General features: G+C 63.8%; 12 protein-coding genes, 1 other RNA gene and 3 pseudogenes. 11 read left to right on the forward strand and 5 right to left on the reverse strand.

Translation table 11 applies throughout. The features are described 5' to 3' along the window. Positions 1-77 precede the first annotated feature (77 nt). Positions 78-1,035 (forward strand): annotated as a pseudogene (locus tag XpopCFBP1817_RS11965) (FAD-dependent monooxygenase); the annotation flags it as partial. Between the two features lie 169 nt (positions 1,036-1,204). Here XpopCFBP1817_RS11965 and XpopCFBP1817_RS11970 read toward each other — a convergent pair. The 3 genes and pseudogenes from XpopCFBP1817_RS11970 to XpopCFBP1817_RS11980 form a co-directional block, all read right to left on the reverse strand. Further along, the gene (locus tag XpopCFBP1817_RS11970; protein ID WP_128417303.1) at positions 1,205-1,525 is read right to left on the reverse strand and encodes a hypothetical protein; all 321 of its coding nucleotides are present in this window, start codon (positions 1,523-1,525) and stop codon (positions 1,205-1,207) included. A gap of 8 nt (positions 1,526-1,533) precedes the next feature. After that, entirely contained in the window at positions 1,534-1,764 is a 231-nt protein-coding gene (locus XpopCFBP1817_RS11975; protein ID WP_128417304.1) for an RNA-binding S4 domain-containing protein, read from the reverse strand. Positions 1,765-1,920: 156 nt separating this feature from the next. Then, positions 1,921-2,508, reverse strand: a pseudogene (locus XpopCFBP1817_RS11980) (hypothetical protein); the annotation flags it as partial. Between the two features lie 129 nt (positions 2,509-2,637). Here XpopCFBP1817_RS11980 and XpopCFBP1817_RS11985 point away from each other — a divergent pair. From XpopCFBP1817_RS11985 to XpopCFBP1817_RS12005, 5 genes and pseudogenes are all read left to right on the forward strand, one after another. Next, positions 2,638-4,578 carry a DEAD/DEAH box helicase gene (locus XpopCFBP1817_RS11985; protein ID WP_128417305.1) on the forward strand — a complete coding sequence of 647 codons (1,941 nt, stop codon included), beginning with the start codon at positions 2,638-2,640 and terminating at the stop codon, positions 4,576-4,578. Between the two features lie 61 nt (positions 4,579-4,639). Continuing rightward, positions 4,640-4,702: non-coding RNA, sX9 sRNA (locus tag XpopCFBP1817_RS11990), on the forward strand. Between the two features lie 149 nt (positions 4,703-4,851). Further along, entirely contained in the window at positions 4,852-7,257 is a 2,406-nt protein-coding gene (locus XpopCFBP1817_RS11995) for a putative bifunctional diguanylate cyclase/phosphodiesterase (protein WP_128417315.1), read from the forward strand. A 47-nt stretch (positions 7,258-7,304) separates the two neighbouring features. Then, positions 7,305-8,027 carry a pseudouridine synthase gene (locus tag XpopCFBP1817_RS12000; RefSeq protein WP_128417306.1) on the forward strand — a complete coding sequence of 241 codons (723 nt, stop codon included), beginning with the start codon at positions 7,305-7,307 and terminating at the stop codon, positions 8,025-8,027. A 64-nt stretch (positions 8,028-8,091) separates the two neighbouring features. Beyond that, positions 8,092-9,226, forward strand: a pseudogene (locus XpopCFBP1817_RS12005) (GGDEF domain-containing protein). Positions 9,227-9,342: 116 nt separating this feature from the next. Here the strand turns inward: XpopCFBP1817_RS12005 and XpopCFBP1817_RS12010 are convergent. Together XpopCFBP1817_RS12010 and XpopCFBP1817_RS12015 are read right to left on the reverse strand one after the other, a co-directional pair. Beyond that, on the reverse strand, positions 9,343-10,290 hold the full coding sequence (locus XpopCFBP1817_RS12010) for a DMT family transporter (protein ID WP_128417307.1): 948 nt from the start codon (positions 10,288-10,290) through the stop codon (positions 9,343-9,345). Positions 10,291-10,328: 38 nt separating this feature from the next. Further along, positions 10,329-11,162 carry a DUF72 domain-containing protein gene (locus XpopCFBP1817_RS12015; protein WP_128417308.1) on the reverse strand — a complete coding sequence of 278 codons (834 nt, stop codon included), beginning with the start codon at positions 11,160-11,162 and terminating at the stop codon, positions 10,329-10,331. 318 nt (positions 11,163-11,480) lie between these two features. Between XpopCFBP1817_RS12015 and rraA the strand changes: the two genes are divergently transcribed. The 5 genes from rraA (at position 11,481) to XpopCFBP1817_RS12040 (ending at position 17,994) form a co-directional block, all read left to right on the forward strand. Continuing rightward, complete coding sequence (gene rraA / locus XpopCFBP1817_RS12020) at positions 11,481-11,981, forward strand: ribonuclease E activity regulator RraA (protein WP_128417309.1); 501 nt, start codon at positions 11,481-11,483, stop codon at positions 11,979-11,981. A gap of 22 nt (positions 11,982-12,003) precedes the next feature. Beyond that, complete coding sequence (locus tag XpopCFBP1817_RS12025; protein WP_128417310.1) at positions 12,004-13,599, forward strand: serine hydrolase; 1,596 nt, start codon at positions 12,004-12,006, stop codon at positions 13,597-13,599. Positions 13,600-13,741: 142 nt separating this feature from the next. Continuing rightward, on the forward strand, positions 13,742-15,007 hold the full coding sequence (locus XpopCFBP1817_RS12030) for a cation:proton antiporter (RefSeq protein WP_128417311.1): 1,266 nt from the start codon (positions 13,742-13,744) through the stop codon (positions 15,005-15,007). Positions 15,008-15,265: 258 nt separating this feature from the next. Continuing rightward, entirely contained in the window at positions 15,266-15,862 is a 597-nt protein-coding gene (locus tag XpopCFBP1817_RS12035; protein WP_128417312.1) for a plasmid pRiA4b ORF-3 family protein, read from the forward strand. A gap of 299 nt (positions 15,863-16,161) precedes the next feature. Beyond that, positions 16,162-17,994, forward strand: coding sequence for an ABC transporter ATP-binding protein (locus XpopCFBP1817_RS12040; protein ID WP_128417313.1), 1,833 nt, complete (start codon positions 16,162-16,164; stop codon positions 17,992-17,994). Positions 17,995-18,135 lie beyond the last annotated feature (141 nt).

The raw sequence follows: 18,135 nt of genomic DNA on the forward strand, positions 1-18,135 counted from the left end.
CCATGCGCGCACTTGTTTCTACACGATCCGGGTGCAACCAGCTGATCTATCTCGGGAAAACGTGGGGAAACCTCAGGATCTGGCAGCCGTTTCCCGGCGATGCGATCTCGCCGCTGCGCGATGCACGCGACATGGATGGGCATTCCCCCCTTCGCATTGACCTTCGCCGCCTCCGCACGCAGCGCCGGCGATCTGGGTTTGCTGGTTCCGAATCAGTTGATCCGTCGCGCGGACTGGCAGGCCGTGCAGACACAAGCTGCGCTGGACATGCGTTGCGGGTGCACGTTGCAGGCCGTGCAGCAGCGTGGTGACCGCGTGGTGCTGCAGTTATCTGCTGGAGAAACGCTGTCAGCGCGCCCGTTGGTGGCTGCGCACAGCGGTTTTTCCAGCACGCGGCAATCGATCGGTATTGGCGCGCAACGACGCGCATTCGGCAAGAGCATGCTGGGGTGCCGCATGCGTCGTGCGCTATCGCATCGTCAGGCGGCGGGGGAGTGGTTTGGCTATGGCAAGACGCTTGCGTTGTTGCCGCTGCAGGGCAATCGCGCTGGCGCAGTGCTGACGCTGCTGCCGCGACGGATAAAGGCCTTGCTGGCGATGAATACGGCGGACTTCAGCACCGCGGTGACCGAGGCATTCGAACATCGGCTTGGCTCAATGCACCAGGACGGCAGCCGGCATGCGTATCCGCAGCGTTTCGTGGCTGAGCGTGCCGCGCTGATCGGCGATGCGGTGGTCGGCATGCACCCGGTAACCGCGCACGGTTTCAACTTCGGATTGCAGGGACAGGCACGCCTGGCCGAGCGCCTGCGTGCTGCTGCAATTGTCGGCGCTGCGTCGCTCTTGCACGGCTAAGGACGCGCGCATCGCCTGGCGACGCGGCCGCTGTACGAAGCCACCAATGCACTGGCCGCGCTGTATATCGACGATCGCGCGCCAGCGCGCTCGCTGCGACGTGGCGCGTTGCGTGCGGCGCACGCGGTAGCAGCGTTCAAACAGGCGATTGCGGCGCATTTGACGCAGCGGAGCGTTTGAGGCAGTGAGAGTATCGCCGTGAAAGCCGCACGTGCTGCGCCACTTTGTTTGATTGCAGTGCGAGGTTGTTTTGCAACGGCTCTCAACGGCTGATCGGACAGGAGTGTCGGCCCATCATTCGGGGTTGCCCGTGCTGTCATCAGGCTGGCTGTAATGAGCGAGACTGCAATCAAGCCGGCGCATTCACCCGTGCAAGGATCGCATCGATCGCGGTGCGCGCATCGCCGCTGCGCAAGGCTTCTTCCAGCAGTGGAATCACCCAGGCGCAGCCGGCGTTGGTCACCTCTGCGCGCCAGCCGCCTTGCCAGCCTTCCAGCTCGTGCAAGGCCAGCATGCTGCAACCGCCACGCTCGGCGTGGCCGCCGCGGATGGATTGCTCCAACCAGAACGGCTTCTCCGAATCGACGGCGATCGAAAAGATAGACACATCGTGGTCCGGATCTTCGGCCGAGGGCGCGATGTTGCATTGGCTGATCTCTACCACCTTCATTCTGCCGGCTACGCACCAGGGTCCAACGCCAGCACGCGGATTTCCACATCGTCCAGTTGCACCAGCTGGCCGGGGCGGATCTTGGCGGTCTTGCGCAGTTCCTGCAGGCCATCAACGCTGACCGCGCCGCTGGCGACGATCGCCTTGCCCTGGCCGCCGCTGTCGGCAATGCCGGCCAGCTTGAGTAGCTGGTTGAGTTCGATGTACTCGCCGTCCAGGTCGAATTCCAGGAATTGCATGGTGCGCTCGCTAACAGGAAGGAGGCGATTATCCGCCTGTCGCAGGCGACAACACCACTGCGGCAAAGTGAAGGCCTGGAGCTGGATCGGTACACCACCGCGCAAGCGCGTTGGCAACATCCAAGACGCAGTGGTTAGCGCGTGGCATCAACGCGTTTATTCGCGTCGAAAGCGCGCAATTTCGTCCAGCATGCTCTGAGCGCGGATAACGCCAGCCCCGGCATGCGCGTTGTCGATACATTCCAGCCATGGATGTTGCCTGCGCTGCAGTCGCCGGTAGCCGAGCCAGGTGCCGATGGCGCCGAGCACGCCCACCCGCACATTGATCAGCAGCCAGCTGCGCGGCAGTGTCATGCCGGTGAGGGTGCGCCAGAGGCCATCCGCCACTGCGACCCATAGCACCCACAACGCCACACCCAGCCGCGGCGCCACCCATGTGCGCCAGCGCCGCAGTTGCGCGAGCGCCCGCTGCGTTTGCAGCAGCGGTCCGGCGAAATCCAGTTGCGACAACAGCTGCAGCTGACGTACTGCGGAGAGCGTCAGCGCAACACTCCACGTCTGCAGCAGCACGGCGCCGATGATCGCTGCAGCGTGGTCCGTGTGGGCAAGCCAACTGCGTGCGATGACGATGGTCGGTGCGATGGCGCACAGCAGCTGCGCGGTTTGGCTTGCCCACAGTGGGTGCAGGCTGGCGCGCGCTGCGTGGCTGCCCACCTCGCCGATCAGAAGGGCTCGAAGAGACGCTGCGCTGGACTGGGCGAATCCTCACCACCTGAACGGACTGTTACGGAAATTTCGACAGCAGGGGGCCTGAAGGCGCACACTATGCTGCTTTGCGCCTGCCGGATCCGTGCGGCGCCTCCGGAGTGACCAATGACCCAAGAATCTCCCGCGCCGCTGCTGTTTGCAGACCTCGGCCTCTCAGACGCTGTGATGAAGGCGGTTGCCGCCGTGGGCTATGAGACCCCGTCGCCGATCCAGGCTGCCACTATTCCCGCGCTGCTGGCCGGCCGCGACGTGCTCGGCCAGGCCCAGACCGGCACCGGCAAGACCGCCGCGTTCGCGTTGCCGGTGCTGTCTAATGCCGACCTCAATCAGCTCACGCCGCAGGCGCTGGTGCTGGCTCCGACCCGCGAGCTGGCTATCCAGGTCGCCGAGGCGTTCCAGAAATATGCCGAAGCCATTCCCGGCTTCCGCGTGCTGCCGGTCTACGGTGGCCAGCCCTACGCCCAGCAGCTGAGCGCGCTCAAGCGCGGCGTGCATGTGGTGGTGGGGACTCCCGGCCGCGTGATCGATCACCTGGATCGCGGCACGCTGGATCTGTCCCAGCTCAAGACGCTGGTGCTGGACGAAGCCGACGAAATGCTGCGCATGGGCTTCATCGACGACGTCGAAGCAGTGCTGAAGAAGCTACCGGAAAAGCGCCAGGTGGCGCTGTTCTCGGCGACCATGCCGCCGGCGATCCGCCGCATCGCGCAGACCTATCTGAAGGACCCGGCCGAAGTCACCATCGCGGCCAAGACCACCACCTCGGCCAACATCCGCCAGCGCTATTGGTGGGTGAGCGGGTTGCACAAGCTGGATGCATTGACGCGCATTCTCGAGGTCGAGCCGTTCGACGGCATGATCATCTTCGCGCGCACCAAGGCCGGTACCGAAGAACTGGCGCAGAAGCTGCAGGCGCGTGGTCTGGCCGCTGCCGCGATCAACGGCGACATGCAGCAGGCTGCACGTGAGAAGACCATCGCCCAGCTCAAGGACGGCAAGCTCGACATCCTGGTCGCCACCGACGTGGCCGCGCGCGGCCTGGACGTGGAGCGCGTCAGCCATGTGCTGAACTACGACATTCCGTACGACACCGAAAGCTACGTGCACCGCATCGGCCGTACCGGCCGTGCCGGCCGCAATGGCGACGCGATCCTGTTCGTCACTCCGCGCGAGAAGGGCATGCTGCGGTCGATCGAACGCGCCACCCGTCAGCCGATCGAAGAAATGCAGCTGCCGAGCGTGGATGCGGTCAACGACACCCGTGTGGCGCGTTTCATGAGCCGTATCAGCCAGACGCTGGCCGGTGGTCAGATCGAGATGTATCGCGAATTGCTGCAGCGCTTTGAAGGCGAGAACAACGTGCCGGCGATCGATATCGCCGCTGCGCTGGCCAAGCTGTTGCAGGGCGATTCGCCGTTCCTGCTGACCCCGCCGGTGCGTGGCGCGCGCGAGGAATTCGCGCCGCGTGAGCGTGCCGACCGCGGCGATCGTCATGATCGTGGCGAGCGCCCGCGCTTCGAGCCGAAGTTCGAGCGTAGCCCGCGTGCCGATGGCGAGCGCGCTGCGCGTGGGTCGCGTGCCGAGCGCCCGGCGTATGCCGATGACGGTGCTGGTGCTGGTGCCGAGCGTCTGCGTCGCGACCCGGTTTCCCCGCGTGGCGAGCCGGAGTTGGGCATGGAAAGCTACCGCATCGAAGTGGGCCACACCCACGGCGTGAAGCCGGCCAACATCGTTGGCGCGATCGCCAACGAAGCGGGTCTGGAAAGCCGCTATATCGGCCGTATCGACATCCAGGACGATTATTCGATTCTGGATCTGCCGGCCGACATGCCGCGCGAGTTGCTCACGCACCTGAAAAAAGTGTGGGTGTCCGGTCAGCAGCTCAACATGCGCAAGCTGGAAGAGGGCGAGGCTGCGGCGTCGCCGTCCAGGCCGCGCTTTCCGCGTAGCGGCAAGCCGGCCGGTCGCCCGAATGGGCCGAACCGTCCGATGGACCGTGCTGGCGCGCCGCATCGCAAGGGGCCGCCCAAACCGCGCGGCGAGTAAGAGCGGCTACCAAAAGGACTGCGCAGCCGTCAGGCGGGCGCGGCCTTTGCTCGGAATTGGCTTGTAACACTCGTACACTGCGGTTCCTCCGCGCCGTCCGACTGCTCGCTACGTTTTGCTAACCACTCTGAGGGTTACCGGCAGCACCTATCGGGCGAGAACCTCGCCAAGCGAACGCTGTCATACAGACTCTGTCGTTGCTGCCGCTACTGCCTTCAGGCGCCCACCGGGCGCCTGAAGCGCATTGGGCATCGGTGGGGGACGAAGATGGCGATGGTGCAGGCAGCGCGCGGGAAAAGCGGTGGTCAGACCATGCACATGGTGCGCGGCTGGCTGACGCTTCCCCTGGTGTTGCTGATCGGTGTGGCGGTCAGCATGACGATGCTCTCGGCGCTGATGATCGAGGTCCAGTCCGGTGCTACCGCCTGGATCGTTGGCCAAAGCCATTGGTCCAACGCCCAGCAGGAGTCGGTGTACTGGTTGGAGCGCTATCTCGGTAGCGGCGATCCGGCCGACCTGCAGTCCGCCTGCCGCGCGTTGGAAGTGCCGCTGGGTGATCGCGCGGCGCGCCAGGCGGTCGAGCAGCCAGTGATCGACTGGGGCGCGGTGTACGCCGGTCTCGCGGCGGGGCGCACTGTCCGCCAGGACATGCCGCAAATGGTGCGGCTGTATCGCTACGGCCAGGTATTTCCGTATCTGAGCGAGGCAATCGCGCTGTGGAAACACACCGACGCCGACATCCTGCAGCTGAGCGTACTGGCCGACCGCTCGGCATCTGCGCAAGCCACCAGCCGGCCGGATCCGCGCGCGTTACAAAACTTGCGCGAAGACCTGCATCTGCTGGATGCGCGCATGCGCCGCGATGCCGAACAATTTCAGGCCTTGCTGATCCGCTGCGCGCGACTGCTGCACGATGTGATGGTGTTTTGCAGCGTGGCGACCTTGCTGCTGGTGCTGACCACCTGCGTGCTGGCGATGCGCCGCATCCGCGATTATCTGCTCTCGCACGAAGGCCGCTTCCGCACTGCGTTTCAGCAGGCGGCGCTGGGCATGATCAAGTTCGATCTGCGCGGTCGCGTGCTCGATGCAAATACCTCGATGGCCAACATTCTGCGCTACCGGCCGGAGGAACTGCAGGCCTGCACGCTGGCTGAAGTGATGCATCCGGACGACATCGCGCTGGACAGCCGCGGGTTGATCGATTGGCCCAAATTGATGCAGTCCGGCGAACTGCGCTTTCTGCGTGCCGACGGCGGGGTGATGTGGGGGCGCTGGAGCGCTTCGCTGGTGGAACCGGGCCCGGAAGAACCGACGCTTGTGCTGGCAGTGATCGAAGATGTGTCGCATGCGCATGAACTGGCCGACGAAGTGTCTTTCCACGCGCGCCACGATGCCCTGACCGGCTTGATCAATCGCCACGAGATCGAACGCCGGCTACTGCGCTTGATCGAACCACCGCAATCGCCGCAGGTGTGCCACGCGCTGTGCTTTGTCGACCTGGATCATTTCAAGCTTGTCAACGACACATTCGGGCATGCGGTCGGCGATAAATTCCTGTGCCATTTCGCCGACGTGATCACCATGCAGTTGCGGCCAGGCGACTGGCTGGGGCGGCTGGGCGGCGACGAGTTTGCGATTCTGCTGGCCAACACCGATCTGCCGCAGGCGCAGGCCTTGCTGACACAGATGCACGGCGTGCTCGGGCAGCCGTGGAGCCATCAAGGCGGCAAGCCGCTGACGCCCAGTTGCAGCTTTGGCGTGGTGGAGATCCGCCAGGGCGCCAGTAAACTCAACGCCTTGATGACTGCTGCCGATCTGGCCTGTTATGCGGCCAAGGAAGAAGGCCGCAACCGTATTCGCTGCTTCGACGAAAACGATCTTGCGCTGGCGCGGCGCCGCCACGACGGTGGCTGGATCAGCGCGGTGCAACAGTCCATCGCCGAAGACCGCTTGCTGTTGTACGGGCAGAAAATCCAGGTGTTGAGCGACCCCGGGCGCCTGCAGTACGAAGTGCTGGTGCGCATGCGCGCGCGCGACGGCTGCGTGCTGAGCCCGGGTGAATTTCTGCCTGCGGTGGAGCGCTATGGGCTGGGTCGCATGGTCGATGTGCATGTGCTGGAAACCTTGTGCGCGCAATTGGCCGCCAACCCGCTGCATGTGGCAAGGCTGGATCGGTGCCACGTCAATCTGTCGGCGCAGTCGATCGCGCAGCCGGATTTTCTCGATTTCGTGTGTGCATTGTTCGAGCGTTACCCCAACCTGGTACCCAAGCTGTGCATGGAAATCACCGAGACCGCAGTCATCGGCAATCTGGAACAGGCGCAGCGCTTCGTGCAGAGCGTGCGTGCGCGTGGCTGCCATGTGGCGCTGGACGATTTCGGCAGCGGCCTGGCCTCGTTCGGTTACCTCAAGCAGTTCACTGTGGACGTACTGAAGATCGATTGCGGTTTCGTGCGCAATTACGCGCACGACGCGGTCGATCGCGCGGCGGTGTATTCGATCGCGCAGGTGGGCTTGGCGCTGGGCATTGAAGTGGTGGCCGAAGGGGTTGAATCGGAGGCCGATATTGCTGGCCTGCGCGAGGCGGGTGTGGGTCAGGTGCAAGGCTTCAGCCTGCATCGCCCATGTCCGCTGGAGGACCTGTTGAGTGTATCGATGCCGCTGCTTGCGGTGATCTGATAGGTGCGATGGCTCACGATTGCCGATAAATCGTCGATAATTGGGGCATGACAACTCGACTCAACAAATACATCGCCGAAACCGGCTTCTGCTCCCGCCGCGAGGCAGATCGCCTGATCGGCGAACGCCGCGTCACCGTCAACGGCGTGCCTGCCGGCACCGGTGCGGTGGTGGGCGAGGAAGACAACGTACTGGTGGATGGCCAGCCGCTGCGCACGCGCGCTTTCAGCAAGCCCGGTGGCCGCAAGCATGTCTACATCGCGCTCAACAAGCCGGTGGGCATCACCTGCACCACCGAAAGTTCGGTCAAGGGCAATATCGTTGAATTCGTCGGCCACGAGCAGCGCATCTTCCCGGTTGGCCGGCTCGACAAGGAGTCCGGAGGGCTGATCCTGATGACCAGCAACGGCAACATCGTCAATGAGATCCTGCGTGCGGAAAATCGCCACCAGAAGGAATATCTGGTGGCGGTCAACAAGCCGGTCGCCGATGAATTCCTGCGCGGCATGGCGCGCGGCGTGCGTATCCACAACGAGACCACATTGCCGTGCCGCACCGCGCGAATCGCCAAATTCGGCTTCCGTATCGTGCTGGAGCAGGGCTTGAATCGGCAGATCCGTTTGATGGCGTCCGAATTCGGCTACCGCGTGACCCAGCTGCGCCGGGTGCGCATCGACAACATCAAGCTGGCTGCGCTCAAGCCGGGGCAATGGCGCAATCTCAGCGATGCGGAACTGCGCGGGTTGCTGCCGCAGCGCACCGATTGGTGACCCCGCCAGGCAGCATGTGCTGAACGGAAGCGACACGGTGTGTCGGGCGGTCCGGCGCACCCCGATAGTCGAGCCTGATGCGCTCGGTCATACTTTCGCCGCGAATAGCCAGCTGGGGGAGCGGGCAGGTGATCAAACCGGAATTGCCGGACAACGAGGCTGAGCGCCTGGCAGCGCTGCGCCAGTACGAAGTACTGGATTCGCCGCCTGAGCGCGCGTTTGACGACCTCACAATGATCGCATCCACGCTGTGCGAGACGCAGATGGCGGCCGTGGTGCTGGTGGACGAAGAGCGCCAGTGGTTCAAGTCCGCACATGGCGCGCCGCGCGGCGAAGCATCGCGGGACATTTAGTTCTGTGCGCATGCGATTTTGCGCCCGGACGAAGTGATGATGGTCGACGACACCTTGCTCGACCCGCGCTTCCACGACAATCCGATGGTCACCGGTAGTTCCGCAGTGCGTTTCTATGCCGGTGCGCCGCTGGTGACCAGCGGGGGCATGGCGCTCGGCTCGCTGTGCGTGTTCGACCAGACCCGGGCGCATCTGCGCGAGGATCAGCGCAATGCCTTGCAGGCGCTATCGCGCCAGGCCTCGCATCTGCTGGAGCTGCGCCTGGCCGGCAAGCGTCTGCGTCAGCAGTTGCACGAGCGCGAATGGTACGAGCAGCAGATGGCCGGTTATTACGCGCAAATGGATGCGTTGAACGCGGATCTGGTCGAGCAGACCCGCACCGATCCGTTGACCGGCTTGCCCAACCGGCGTGCGTTTGCGGTGGCATTGGCCGCGGCAACCGAGCAGACGCGTGCGGCCGGCCAGCCGTTGTCGGTGGCGTTGCTGGACGTGGACCACTTCAAGACCGTCAACGATGTGCATGGCCACGACCAGGGCGATGTGGTTCTGCGTGAGCTGTCGGCATTGTTGCGCGCGCAGGTGGCCGGTGCCGGCACCATTGCGCGTTATGGCGGCGAAGAATTCGTGCTGCTGCTGCCGAATCTGGACCTGTTGCCGGCGCAGGTGCAATGCGAGTATCTGCGCCAGAGCGTGGCGCTGATGACGATCGCGCTACCGGTGACGGTGAGTATCGGCGTGGCGACGCTGCATCCGCAGGAAAGCGTGGACGCGGTCATCAAGCGCGCCGACCAGGCCTTGTATAAGGCCAAGCGTGGCGGGCGCGATCAGGTGGTGGCGTTGGGGTAGGGTGGTGCTGCTGCGCGCGCGCGGATGCTTCACCGATAACGCCTGTCGCGGCCTGCCCGCTCCTACATCAGCGTCCAGTAAGATTTACCGACGTTTTATCGCACTGCGCTGCGCAGTCACTCGACGATGTTTTTCGTTTCAGCGGTGCCGAGCAGTTCCGGGTGCACGATCTTGCGCCGGCGTTCCAGCAGGGGATGCACGAACACGGCGCCGAGAATGATGGCCACGCCCAGATAGAACTGCAGGGTCAGCTCGCGCTGTTCGCCCAGCAGCGCGATCGCCAGCACGATGGCGTAGACCGGTTCCAGATTGCTCACCAGTTGCACCGAGTAGGCGCTGAGATGGCGCAACGCCACCAGCGCCAGCGCAAACGGCAGCAAGGTGCAGGCCAACGACAGCACGAGCAGCAGTACGCCGTCGTGCAGGCTGGGAATCATCAGTAAATCGCCATGCAACGACGGTAATAACAACGGCATCGCCGGTGCAAGCAAGGTCAAGGTTAACGTGCCAGCGCCGAGTTCCAAGTCGGTGACGGTGAGTGGGTCGGCATGCGCCACCATGCGTTTGTTGAGCGAGCTGAATAACCCCACGAATATCGCTGAAATCGCACCAACAACTACCCCGGCACGCATCCCATCCGGCACGCCGCCGACCACCAGCGCCACGCCCGGCAACACCGCCAACCCGAACAGCAATTCGCGCGGGCGGAAGGGCCGCTGCGTCACCCACGGCTCGATCACTGCGGTAAAGACCGGCACCAGCGCAATGCAGGTCGCCGCCACCGATGCATTGGCCAGCTTGATCGCGCTGTAGAAGGTCAACCAGTGCAACGCCACCAGCGCGCCGATGCCGCCGTAGCCCAGCACCACCCGCCCGGACAAGCCGCGCAGCCCACGCCACATACGCGGCAACAGCGCCAGCGCCACCACCACGATCAACATGCGCCACCACACCAACGGCAACGCCGGCAGCGTGATCAGCTTGCCCAGGATCGCAGTGATGCCCAAGAGCAGGACGCAGAAATGGATTTGCAGTTGCGCCTTGCGCAGATCGGTCGTGGGCATGCGCCATTGTCGCCGAAGACAGCAAGCAAAAGCCCCTGCTAGCGCGAACTCAATTCCTGCAACAACGCCATCGCCGCAGCCGGATTACGCTCCTTCGCGGCACTGATGAACAACACAAACACCTCGCGAGGTGTGACCTTGGCGTGCATCGCAGCGTCGATATGCTGCAGATCCGCCGGATCTTCGCCACGCCGCCAGGCCTGGATGCGCTCGGCCCAACGCGCCAATGCCGGCGCCGGATAACCTGCAGTGAGACGCGCCTGGCTGCGCATCAAGCGCGCATAGACAAAATCGGTGGACAGGTCGGCAAACGACGGATGCTCGTCCGAATCGGTGAACACCGTAGCCACCCCATGCTGGCGCACCAATGCCAGCAGCGACGCATCCACCGCAGCGTGGTCGCGGATTTCCAGCACATGCCGCAGCACGCGCTTGCCGGCGCGTTTGGGCAGCAGCGACAGAAAGCCGTCCAGATCATCTGCCTGCAGGCCATGCCCTTGTTCGAACTGCCACACCAACGGGCCGAGCGTTTCGCCGAGCTCGACAATATCGCCGATGAAGTCTTCCACCTGCGCCTTGGTACCCGCCAACTTGCGTGATTGCGTAATGCGGCGCGGCGCCTTGGCGGAAAACACGAATCCCGGCGGCACTTCATCGCGCCACTTCGCGTACGTGGCCGGTTTTTGCGCGCCGTAGTAAGTGCCATTGATTTCGATCGCAGTGACGTGGCGGCTGGCGTATTCCAGCTCGCGCCGCTGCACCAACCCTTGCGGATAGAACATGCCCGCACGCCATGGCGCATGCACCCAGCCGCCGATGCCGATGTGGACGCCATCGAGCGAGGGTGGCGTTGAAGCGAACAGATCGGTCATGGCGGGCTCCACAGTGGCGCAATGACAGCCACGTGTGCCCAGCTGCAGGCAATCGAGGCAAGCCTGGCGGGATGATAGCGTCGCGGGCCTTGCAGCGATGAAGGTCGCCGTGAATGTGGACGGTTCGGTTGCGTTCATTCGGCATGCGCACGCGCGCCATGCGGTCGGGTGAAGCGACGCATCGTTGCGGCCATCAAGAAAACAGACGGCGCTGCAAAACCGTGCAACGTGCCACCGCTGCTGGCACAGCCGATCACGGGCTTACACGGACGCTGCCATGCCGCTACCATCAGATATCGCCGCCTTGAGACTGCATCGATGCCCTGGACCACGCCCGATCTGTGTGACCGCTTTCCCGAGGTGCATATCGCCGAGCCGCTGTTTCGCCACTTCGGTGGGCATGCAGCGTTTTCCGGGCCGATCGTGACGGTTCGCTGTTTCGAGGACAACTCGCGGGTGCGCGAACTGGTCGCCACGCCCGGCGATGGGCGCGTGCTGGTGGTGAACGGGCAGGGCTCGTTGAAGCATGCGTTGCTGGGCGACCAGATCGCCGCGCAGGCGGTGGCCAAGGGCTGGGCCGGCGTGTTGATCCACGGCTGCGTGCGCGATGTGGAGATTCTCGCCACGCTGCCGCTGGGCGTGCTGGCACTGGGCGCCTGCCCACGCCGCACCGAGCGGCGCGATCTGGGCGATGTAGATGTACCGGTGAATTTCGCCGGAGTGGCGTTCGTACCGGGTTATTGGCTGTACGCCGATGCCAACGGCGTGTTGGTGGCAGCGCTACCGCTGTCGTTGGACAGTGCCGGCGGGTCGATCTGATCGAGAAAATAAGGATGTGGCAGTGACCTTGAACCGATGGCTGAGTGGAGGCGTGCTGATGCTGGCAGGCGTGATGACGACAACGCAGGCGACCGAGCTGCCCGCCGGCATGCAGCAGTTCGATGCGCAGATGGAGCGCGTGCGCAAACAGTTCGATGTGCCCGGTATTGCGGTGGCCATCGTCAAGGATGGGCAGGTGGTGCTGGAGCGCGGCTACGGCGTGCGCGAGATCGGCAAGCCGGCGCCGGTGCAGGCCGACACCTTGTTCGCCATCGCTTCCAATACCAAGGCGTTCACGGCGGCCTCGCTGTCGATTCTGGCCGACGAGGGCAAGCTGTCGCTCGACGACAAGGTCATCGATCACCTTCCGTGGTTTCGCATGTCCGACCCGTATGTCAGCGGCGAGATGCGCGTGCGCGATCTGCTTGCGCATCGCAGTGGGTTGAGCCTGGGCGCGGGCGATTTGTTGTTCTGGCCGGCCACCAGCTACAGCACCGAAGAAGTCGTGCAGCGCTTATCGAACGTGCCGTTGAAGGGCGGTTTCCGCGACCGCTACGCCTACGACAATATTTTGTACGCAGTCGCGCAGAAGGTGATCGAGCAGGTCTCCGGGCAGAGCTATGTGGCATTTCTGCAGCAACGTATCTTTGCGCCGGTCGGCATGCGCGGCACGCGCTTCAATGCCGATCATCTGCAGCCTGGCGACAATGCGGCGGTGGGCCATGCCAAGTACGACTTCACCGAGCTGCGCACGGTCGCGCCGCTGACCTGGTCCAATAACTCCGGTGCCGGCGGCATCTATGCCAGCGCGCACGACATGGCGCTGTGGATGACGCTGCAACTGGCCGGTGGCGTGTTGCCCGACGGCACAGCGTTGTTCAGTGCCAAGCGACAGCAGGAAATGTGGTCGATGATCACGCCGATCGGCATTGCCGAACCGGCAGTGCCTGAGCTGGCCGCAGCGCGCCCCAACTTCGCCGGCTATGGCGAAGGCTGGAGCCTGAGCGATTACCGCGGCCATCGGCTGGTCTGGCACACCGGTGGCTGGCCGGGCATGGTGTCGCGGCTGACGCTGGTGCCCGATCAACAACTGGGCGTGGTGGTGCTGACCAATCAGGAAGCCGGCGCGGCGTTCAATGCAGTGACGCTGCAGGTGCTGGATGCGTTCTTGCAGGTACCGCGGACCGACTGGACTGCCGCCTATGCCAAGGCATTGGACAAGGCCGACGGCGATGCGCAGACCAGTTGGAAGAAACATCTGGACGCACGCGCGGCGCGCTCCACGCCGTCGTTTCCGTTGCGCAGCTATGCGGCGACCTATCGCGATCCGTGGTACGGCGATGTGGTGATTCGCCAGGACGGCAAACGTCTGCGGATGCAGTTCGCCAAGACCGCGCAATTGATCGGCACGCTGGAACACTGGCAGCACGACAGCTTTATCGTGCGCTGGGACGACCGCGGTTTGAATGCCGATGCGTTCGTAAATTTCGCGCTGACCCCGGATGGTGCGGTGCGCGAAATGCGCATGCAGGCAATCTCGCCGTTGACCGATTTCAGCTTCGATTTCCAGGATCTGGTGTTGACGCCCGTTGCAGCCAAGCAGCCGGAGCACACGTGACACGTTCACCACCTCGCCGGGCCTTGCCGGTGCAGATCAGTGTGCCGATCCTGGCGATGCCTGCGTGCCAGCTGCACGATAGCTATCGCACGCCGGCACTGCTCGCTATGATCCGCGCACTTCTCAGGATGTTGCCGCACGCATGACCATTCCGCAGATGTCGGTGTATTTCTTCTTGCAGGCTGCAGTGATCTTGCTGGTTTGCCGGCTGGTGGGCATGTTGGCCAAGCGGATCGGGCAGCCGCAGGTGGTGGGCGAAATGATCGCCGGGGTGATGCTGGGGCCGTCGTTGTTCGGCCTGGTGTTGCCTGGGCTGCAAGCGATGCTGTTCCCCAAGCAGACCATGGATGTGTTGTACGTGTTCGCGCAGGTCGGCGTTGGCCTGTACATGTTTCTGGTAGGTACCGATTTCCGTGGCGATCATTTTCGCGCGCGCTATCGCAGCGCGATGAGCGTGTCGCTTGCCGGGATCGCAGTGCCGTTCGCGCTGGCTTTCGCACTGTGTCCGTGGCTGATCAACGTGGATGGCTTGTTCTCGGGAAAAGCCAAGTTGATGGAAGCGTCGCTGTTCCTGGGCGCGGCGATCGCCATTACCGCCTTCCCGATGCTGGCGCGCATCATCCACGAACGCGGTTTGACCAATAGCCCGTTGGGCACGCTGGCCTTGACGGCCGGTGCCTTCGACGATGCGGCGGCGTGGTGCATTCTGGCGATCGTGTTGGCCAGCTTCGGCGGCAGTTGGGGGGGCGCCTATCTGGCCATCGGCGGTGGTCTGGCCTACGCGTTGCTCATGATCTTTATCGGCCGCCATTTGCTGCGCCGGCTCGACCATTACGTGGTGGCGGACCAGCCGCTCGGCAATGGCGTGTTGGCAGTGGTATTGATGTTGTTCTGCCTCAGCGCCTGGGCGATGGATGCGATCGGCATCCACGCAGTGTTCGGCGGCTTCCTGCTCGGCGTTTGCTTGCCCAGGGGCGCGTTGACCGAAAAATTGCGCCAGATGATGCAGCCGTTCGTGGTGGTGTTGCTGCTGCCGATGTTCTTCACCTATTCCGGTTTGAAGACGCAACTCAGCGTGCTGCTGCAGCCGCAGATCATGCTGGCCGGCGTGGCGATTCTGGCCGCATCGTTCATTGGCAAGGGATTGGCCTGCTGGGCTGCTGCACGGATGACCGGCGAGAACAATCGCGATGCGATGGCGATCGGTTCGCTGATGAATGCCCGCGGTTTGATGGAGCTGATCATCATCACTATCGGGTTGCAGGCCGGCGTGATCGAACAAGGCCTGTTCTCGGTGCTGGTGCTGATGGCGATTCTGTCCACGCTGATGGCCACGCCGCTGTTCAACTGGATCATGCGCCGCCATGCGCACGTGAGCGATGCGGTGCCGAGTTTGCAGCGGCGCTGAGGTCGCTGGGCTGGTTCTGTAGCTGATGTGCCAGATGCTGTTGCGTCACGCCCATGTCGCAATGGCGTCTGCATGGATGCCGTGATGCCTGCTGCGTTGCGTTGCGATGCGACACGCTGAAAGCGTATTTCCCACCCGCGCGCGCTCGCATGCGTCATCGATATCGGCACGGTGCGGTTTTGCGGCGGTGGGCGCGCATCGATGCAGGCAGTGGATCATCGCTGCATACTTGCCCCGCACACAGGTAACCAAGACACGATGACCAAGGCCAAAAAGAAAGCCGCCCAGCAGGTGGTGCAGGCACCCGTAGCGGTGTATCAGCTGCATCTGGCGCTGGTGGGCAGTGCGCCACTGGTGTGGCGTCGATTGCTGGTGGCGGGGTCGCTGCGCCTGGCTGCGCTGCATCGTGTGCTGCAGCCGGCGATGGGCTGGAACAGCGCGCATCCGTACGAGTTCGACCTGGGTGGCGGCCGCTACGGCGAGTCCGGGTTGGACGTTCCCGACCGTCCCCGGCTCAAGCATGCGGCCCGCGTCACGCTGGAAAGCGCGGTGGGCGAGCTGGAGGGGTTCGACTATTTCTACGGCAACGGTGCGGGCTGGCACCACCGTATCCAGGTCGAGGCGATCCTGCCGCCGGATGCGGGCCTGCGGGTCGCCCGTTGCGTAGACGGCGCCAACGCCTGCGCGCCGGAGAACAGCGACGGAATCGAGGACTACCAGGCGTTTTTGCAGATCATCGCCGACCCGGCGCATGCGCAACACGTGCAAGCGCTGGCGACACTGGGCGGACGCTTGAATCCAGGTCATTTCGATCTGGCCGGAGTCAATCGCCTGCTTGCACGTGTCCGCGAATGAGCCTGGCTGACACTACGTAGCGAGCCATCGGCGGTTGGTAGCGGACGGCTGGCTCGCAGCCGCAGTGTGCATACGGGTTGCCGCTCCACGCGTCGAACGCGTCCGCCGCATGGTTCAAGGAGTGGCGTTTTAGCGAGGTGGCGTTGAAGTGCAGGCGCGATGCAGCGGTCTGGCGATTGTCGTGTCCATTGCATCTGCGCATGCCGCGCCCGTGTCGCCTTGCCATCCGACGCCTAGGCCACTGCGGCTTGACGCGCGATCGGCTAGCCTCAGGTCCCCGTGTCAGTGAAGTGGTTGCAATGTTCCGCTGGTTCGAATCCCTGATCGATATCTTCCCGCCGATCGAACGGGAGATGCCGCCGCGCAGCGTGTGGCGGTTCTATCTGCATTATCTGCGGCCGTTGTGGCCGATTCTGCTGGCCACGTTGATCGCCGGGTTATTGCTGGCGCTGGTGGAAGTGGCGATGTTCGACTTCCTCGGTCGCATCGTCGACATGCTGGCCGAGCGACCGGGACCGGACTTCTTCCGTCGCCATGCCGGCGAACTGGTGTGGATGGCCCTGATCACCCTTTTGGCGCGGCCGTTGTTCACCGGCCTGCATAACCTGCTGGTCAATCAGGCGATCGTGCCGGGCTTGAGCAACCGCTCGCGCTGGCTGATGCACAACTATGTTGTGCGGCAAAGCCTGGGGTTCTTTCACAACGATTTTGCCGGCCGTATCGCCAATCGCGTGATGCAGACAGGCACCTCGCTACGTGAATCGGCGGTGCAGATGGTCGATGCGCTCTGGTACATCGTGGTCTATACCGGTAGCGCGTTGTGGTTGTTTGCACAGGCCGACCCATGGTTGATGGTGCCGCTGCTGATCTGGCTGTTGATCTATGTCGCGCTGATGGCGTTTTTCGTGCCGCGCATGAAGGCGCGCGCGTGGATCGCCTCGGACGCGCGTTCCAAGGCGACCGGGCGCATTGTCGATGGCTACACCAATATCTCCACGCTCAAGTTGTTCGCGCATGCCGGCCGCGAACAGGCGTATGTGCGCGATGCCATCGACGAGTTGGCGGTCAAGCATCGCTGGCAGACGCGCGTGACGACCGCGATGGACACCGCCATTGCAGTGGCCAATGGCTTTCTGATCGTGGGCACCTGCGGGCTGGCGTTGTGGCTGTGGAACCGCGGCCAGATCAGCGTGGGTGCGATCACGCTGGCGACCGGGCTGGTGATCCGCATCCACAATATGTCCGGCTGGATCATGTGGACGGTCAACGGCATCTTCGAAGACATCGGTAGCGTGCAGGACGGCATGCAGACCATTTCGCAGCCTGTGTCGGTGCAGGACGCGCCGGATGCAGTACCGCTGCAGGTGACGCAGGGGCAGGTCCAGTTCGAGCACATCCATTTCCATTACGGCAAACGCGTTGGGGTGATTGCCGGGCTGGATCTGCAGGTGCGCGCGGGCGAAAAGATCGGCCTGGTCGGGCCATCGGGTGCGGGCAAGTCGACGCTGGTCAACGTGTTGTTGCGGCTGTACGACCTGGAGCAGGGGCGCATCCTGATCGACGGGCAGGACATCGCGCAGGTCACGCAGGAAAGCCTGCGCGGGCAGATCGGCCTGGTCACGCAGGACACCTCGTTGTTGCATCGTTCGATCCGCGACAACCTGTTGTATGGCCGGCCGCAGGCCAGCGAAGCGCAGATGCTGGAGGCCGTGCGCAAGGCGCGCGCGGAGAGCTTCATCGCCACGCTGGTGGATGGCGAAGGCCGGCGCAGCTTCGATACGTATGTGGGCGAACGCGGGGTCAAGCTGTCGGGCGGTCAACGGCAGCGCATCGCGATTGCGCGGGTGTTGCTGAAGGACGCGCCGATCCTGATTCTGGACGAAGCCACCTCGGCGCTTGATTCGGAAGTGGAAGCGGCGATCCAGGACAGCCTGGACGCGTTGATGGGTAACAAGACCGTCATCGCGATTGCGCACCGGCTTTCTACCATCGCGCGCATGGATCGGCTGGTGGTCATGGACGCCGGGCACATCGTCGAAACCGGCACGCATGCGGAGTTGATCGCACAGGGTGGGCTGTATGCACGCCTGTGGGCGCGGCAGACCGGAGGGTTTGTTGCGGCGGATGGGTGATGTGCTTGGTTGGTGGATTGCTTAAAACGTGCAGCAACGACACTGGCAAGCCCCTCTCCTGCGGGGCGCCAAGGCACGGCTTGTGGGCGCCAGTGGCGCGCGTGACTTGGTGCGCCCGCGCCACTGGTCAGGGCCGGGGCG

This window comes from Xanthomonas populi (genome assembly GCF_002940065.1).
Taxonomy (GTDB): Bacteria; Pseudomonadota; Gammaproteobacteria; order Xanthomonadales; family Xanthomonadaceae; genus Xanthomonas; species Xanthomonas populi.

Coding starts and splice junctions, on each gene's coding strand:
- XpopCFBP1817_RS11970 (WP_128417303.1), bottom strand. CDS start 1,525: ATGAAGGTGGTAGAGATCAGCCAATGCAACATCGCGCCCTCGGCCGAA.
- XpopCFBP1817_RS11975 (WP_128417304.1), bottom strand. CDS start 1,764: ATGCAATTCCTGGAATTCGACCTGGACGGCGAGTACATCGAACTCAAC.
- XpopCFBP1817_RS11985 (WP_128417305.1), top strand. CDS start 2,638: ATGACCCAAGAATCTCCCGCGCCGCTGCTGTTTGCAGACCTCGGCCTC.
- XpopCFBP1817_RS11995 (WP_128417315.1), top strand. CDS start 4,852: ATGGTGCAGGCAGCGCGCGGGAAAAGCGGTGGTCAGACCATGCACATG.
- XpopCFBP1817_RS12000 (WP_128417306.1), top strand. CDS start 7,305: ATGACAACTCGACTCAACAAATACATCGCCGAAACCGGCTTCTGCTCC.
- XpopCFBP1817_RS12010 (WP_128417307.1), bottom strand. CDS start 10,290: ATGCCCACGACCGATCTGCGCAAGGCGCAACTGCAAATCCATTTCTGC.
- XpopCFBP1817_RS12015 (WP_128417308.1), bottom strand. CDS start 11,162: ATGACCGATCTGTTCGCTTCAACGCCACCCTCGCTCGATGGCGTCCAC.
- rraA (WP_128417309.1), top strand. CDS start 11,481: ATGCCCTGGACCACGCCCGATCTGTGTGACCGCTTTCCCGAGGTGCAT.
- XpopCFBP1817_RS12030 (WP_128417311.1), top strand. CDS start 13,742: ATGACCATTCCGCAGATGTCGGTGTATTTCTTCTTGCAGGCTGCAGTG.
- XpopCFBP1817_RS12035 (WP_128417312.1), top strand. CDS start 15,266: ATGACCAAGGCCAAAAAGAAAGCCGCCCAGCAGGTGGTGCAGGCACCC.
- XpopCFBP1817_RS12040 (WP_128417313.1), top strand. CDS start 16,162: ATGTTCCGCTGGTTCGAATCCCTGATCGATATCTTCCCGCCGATCGAA.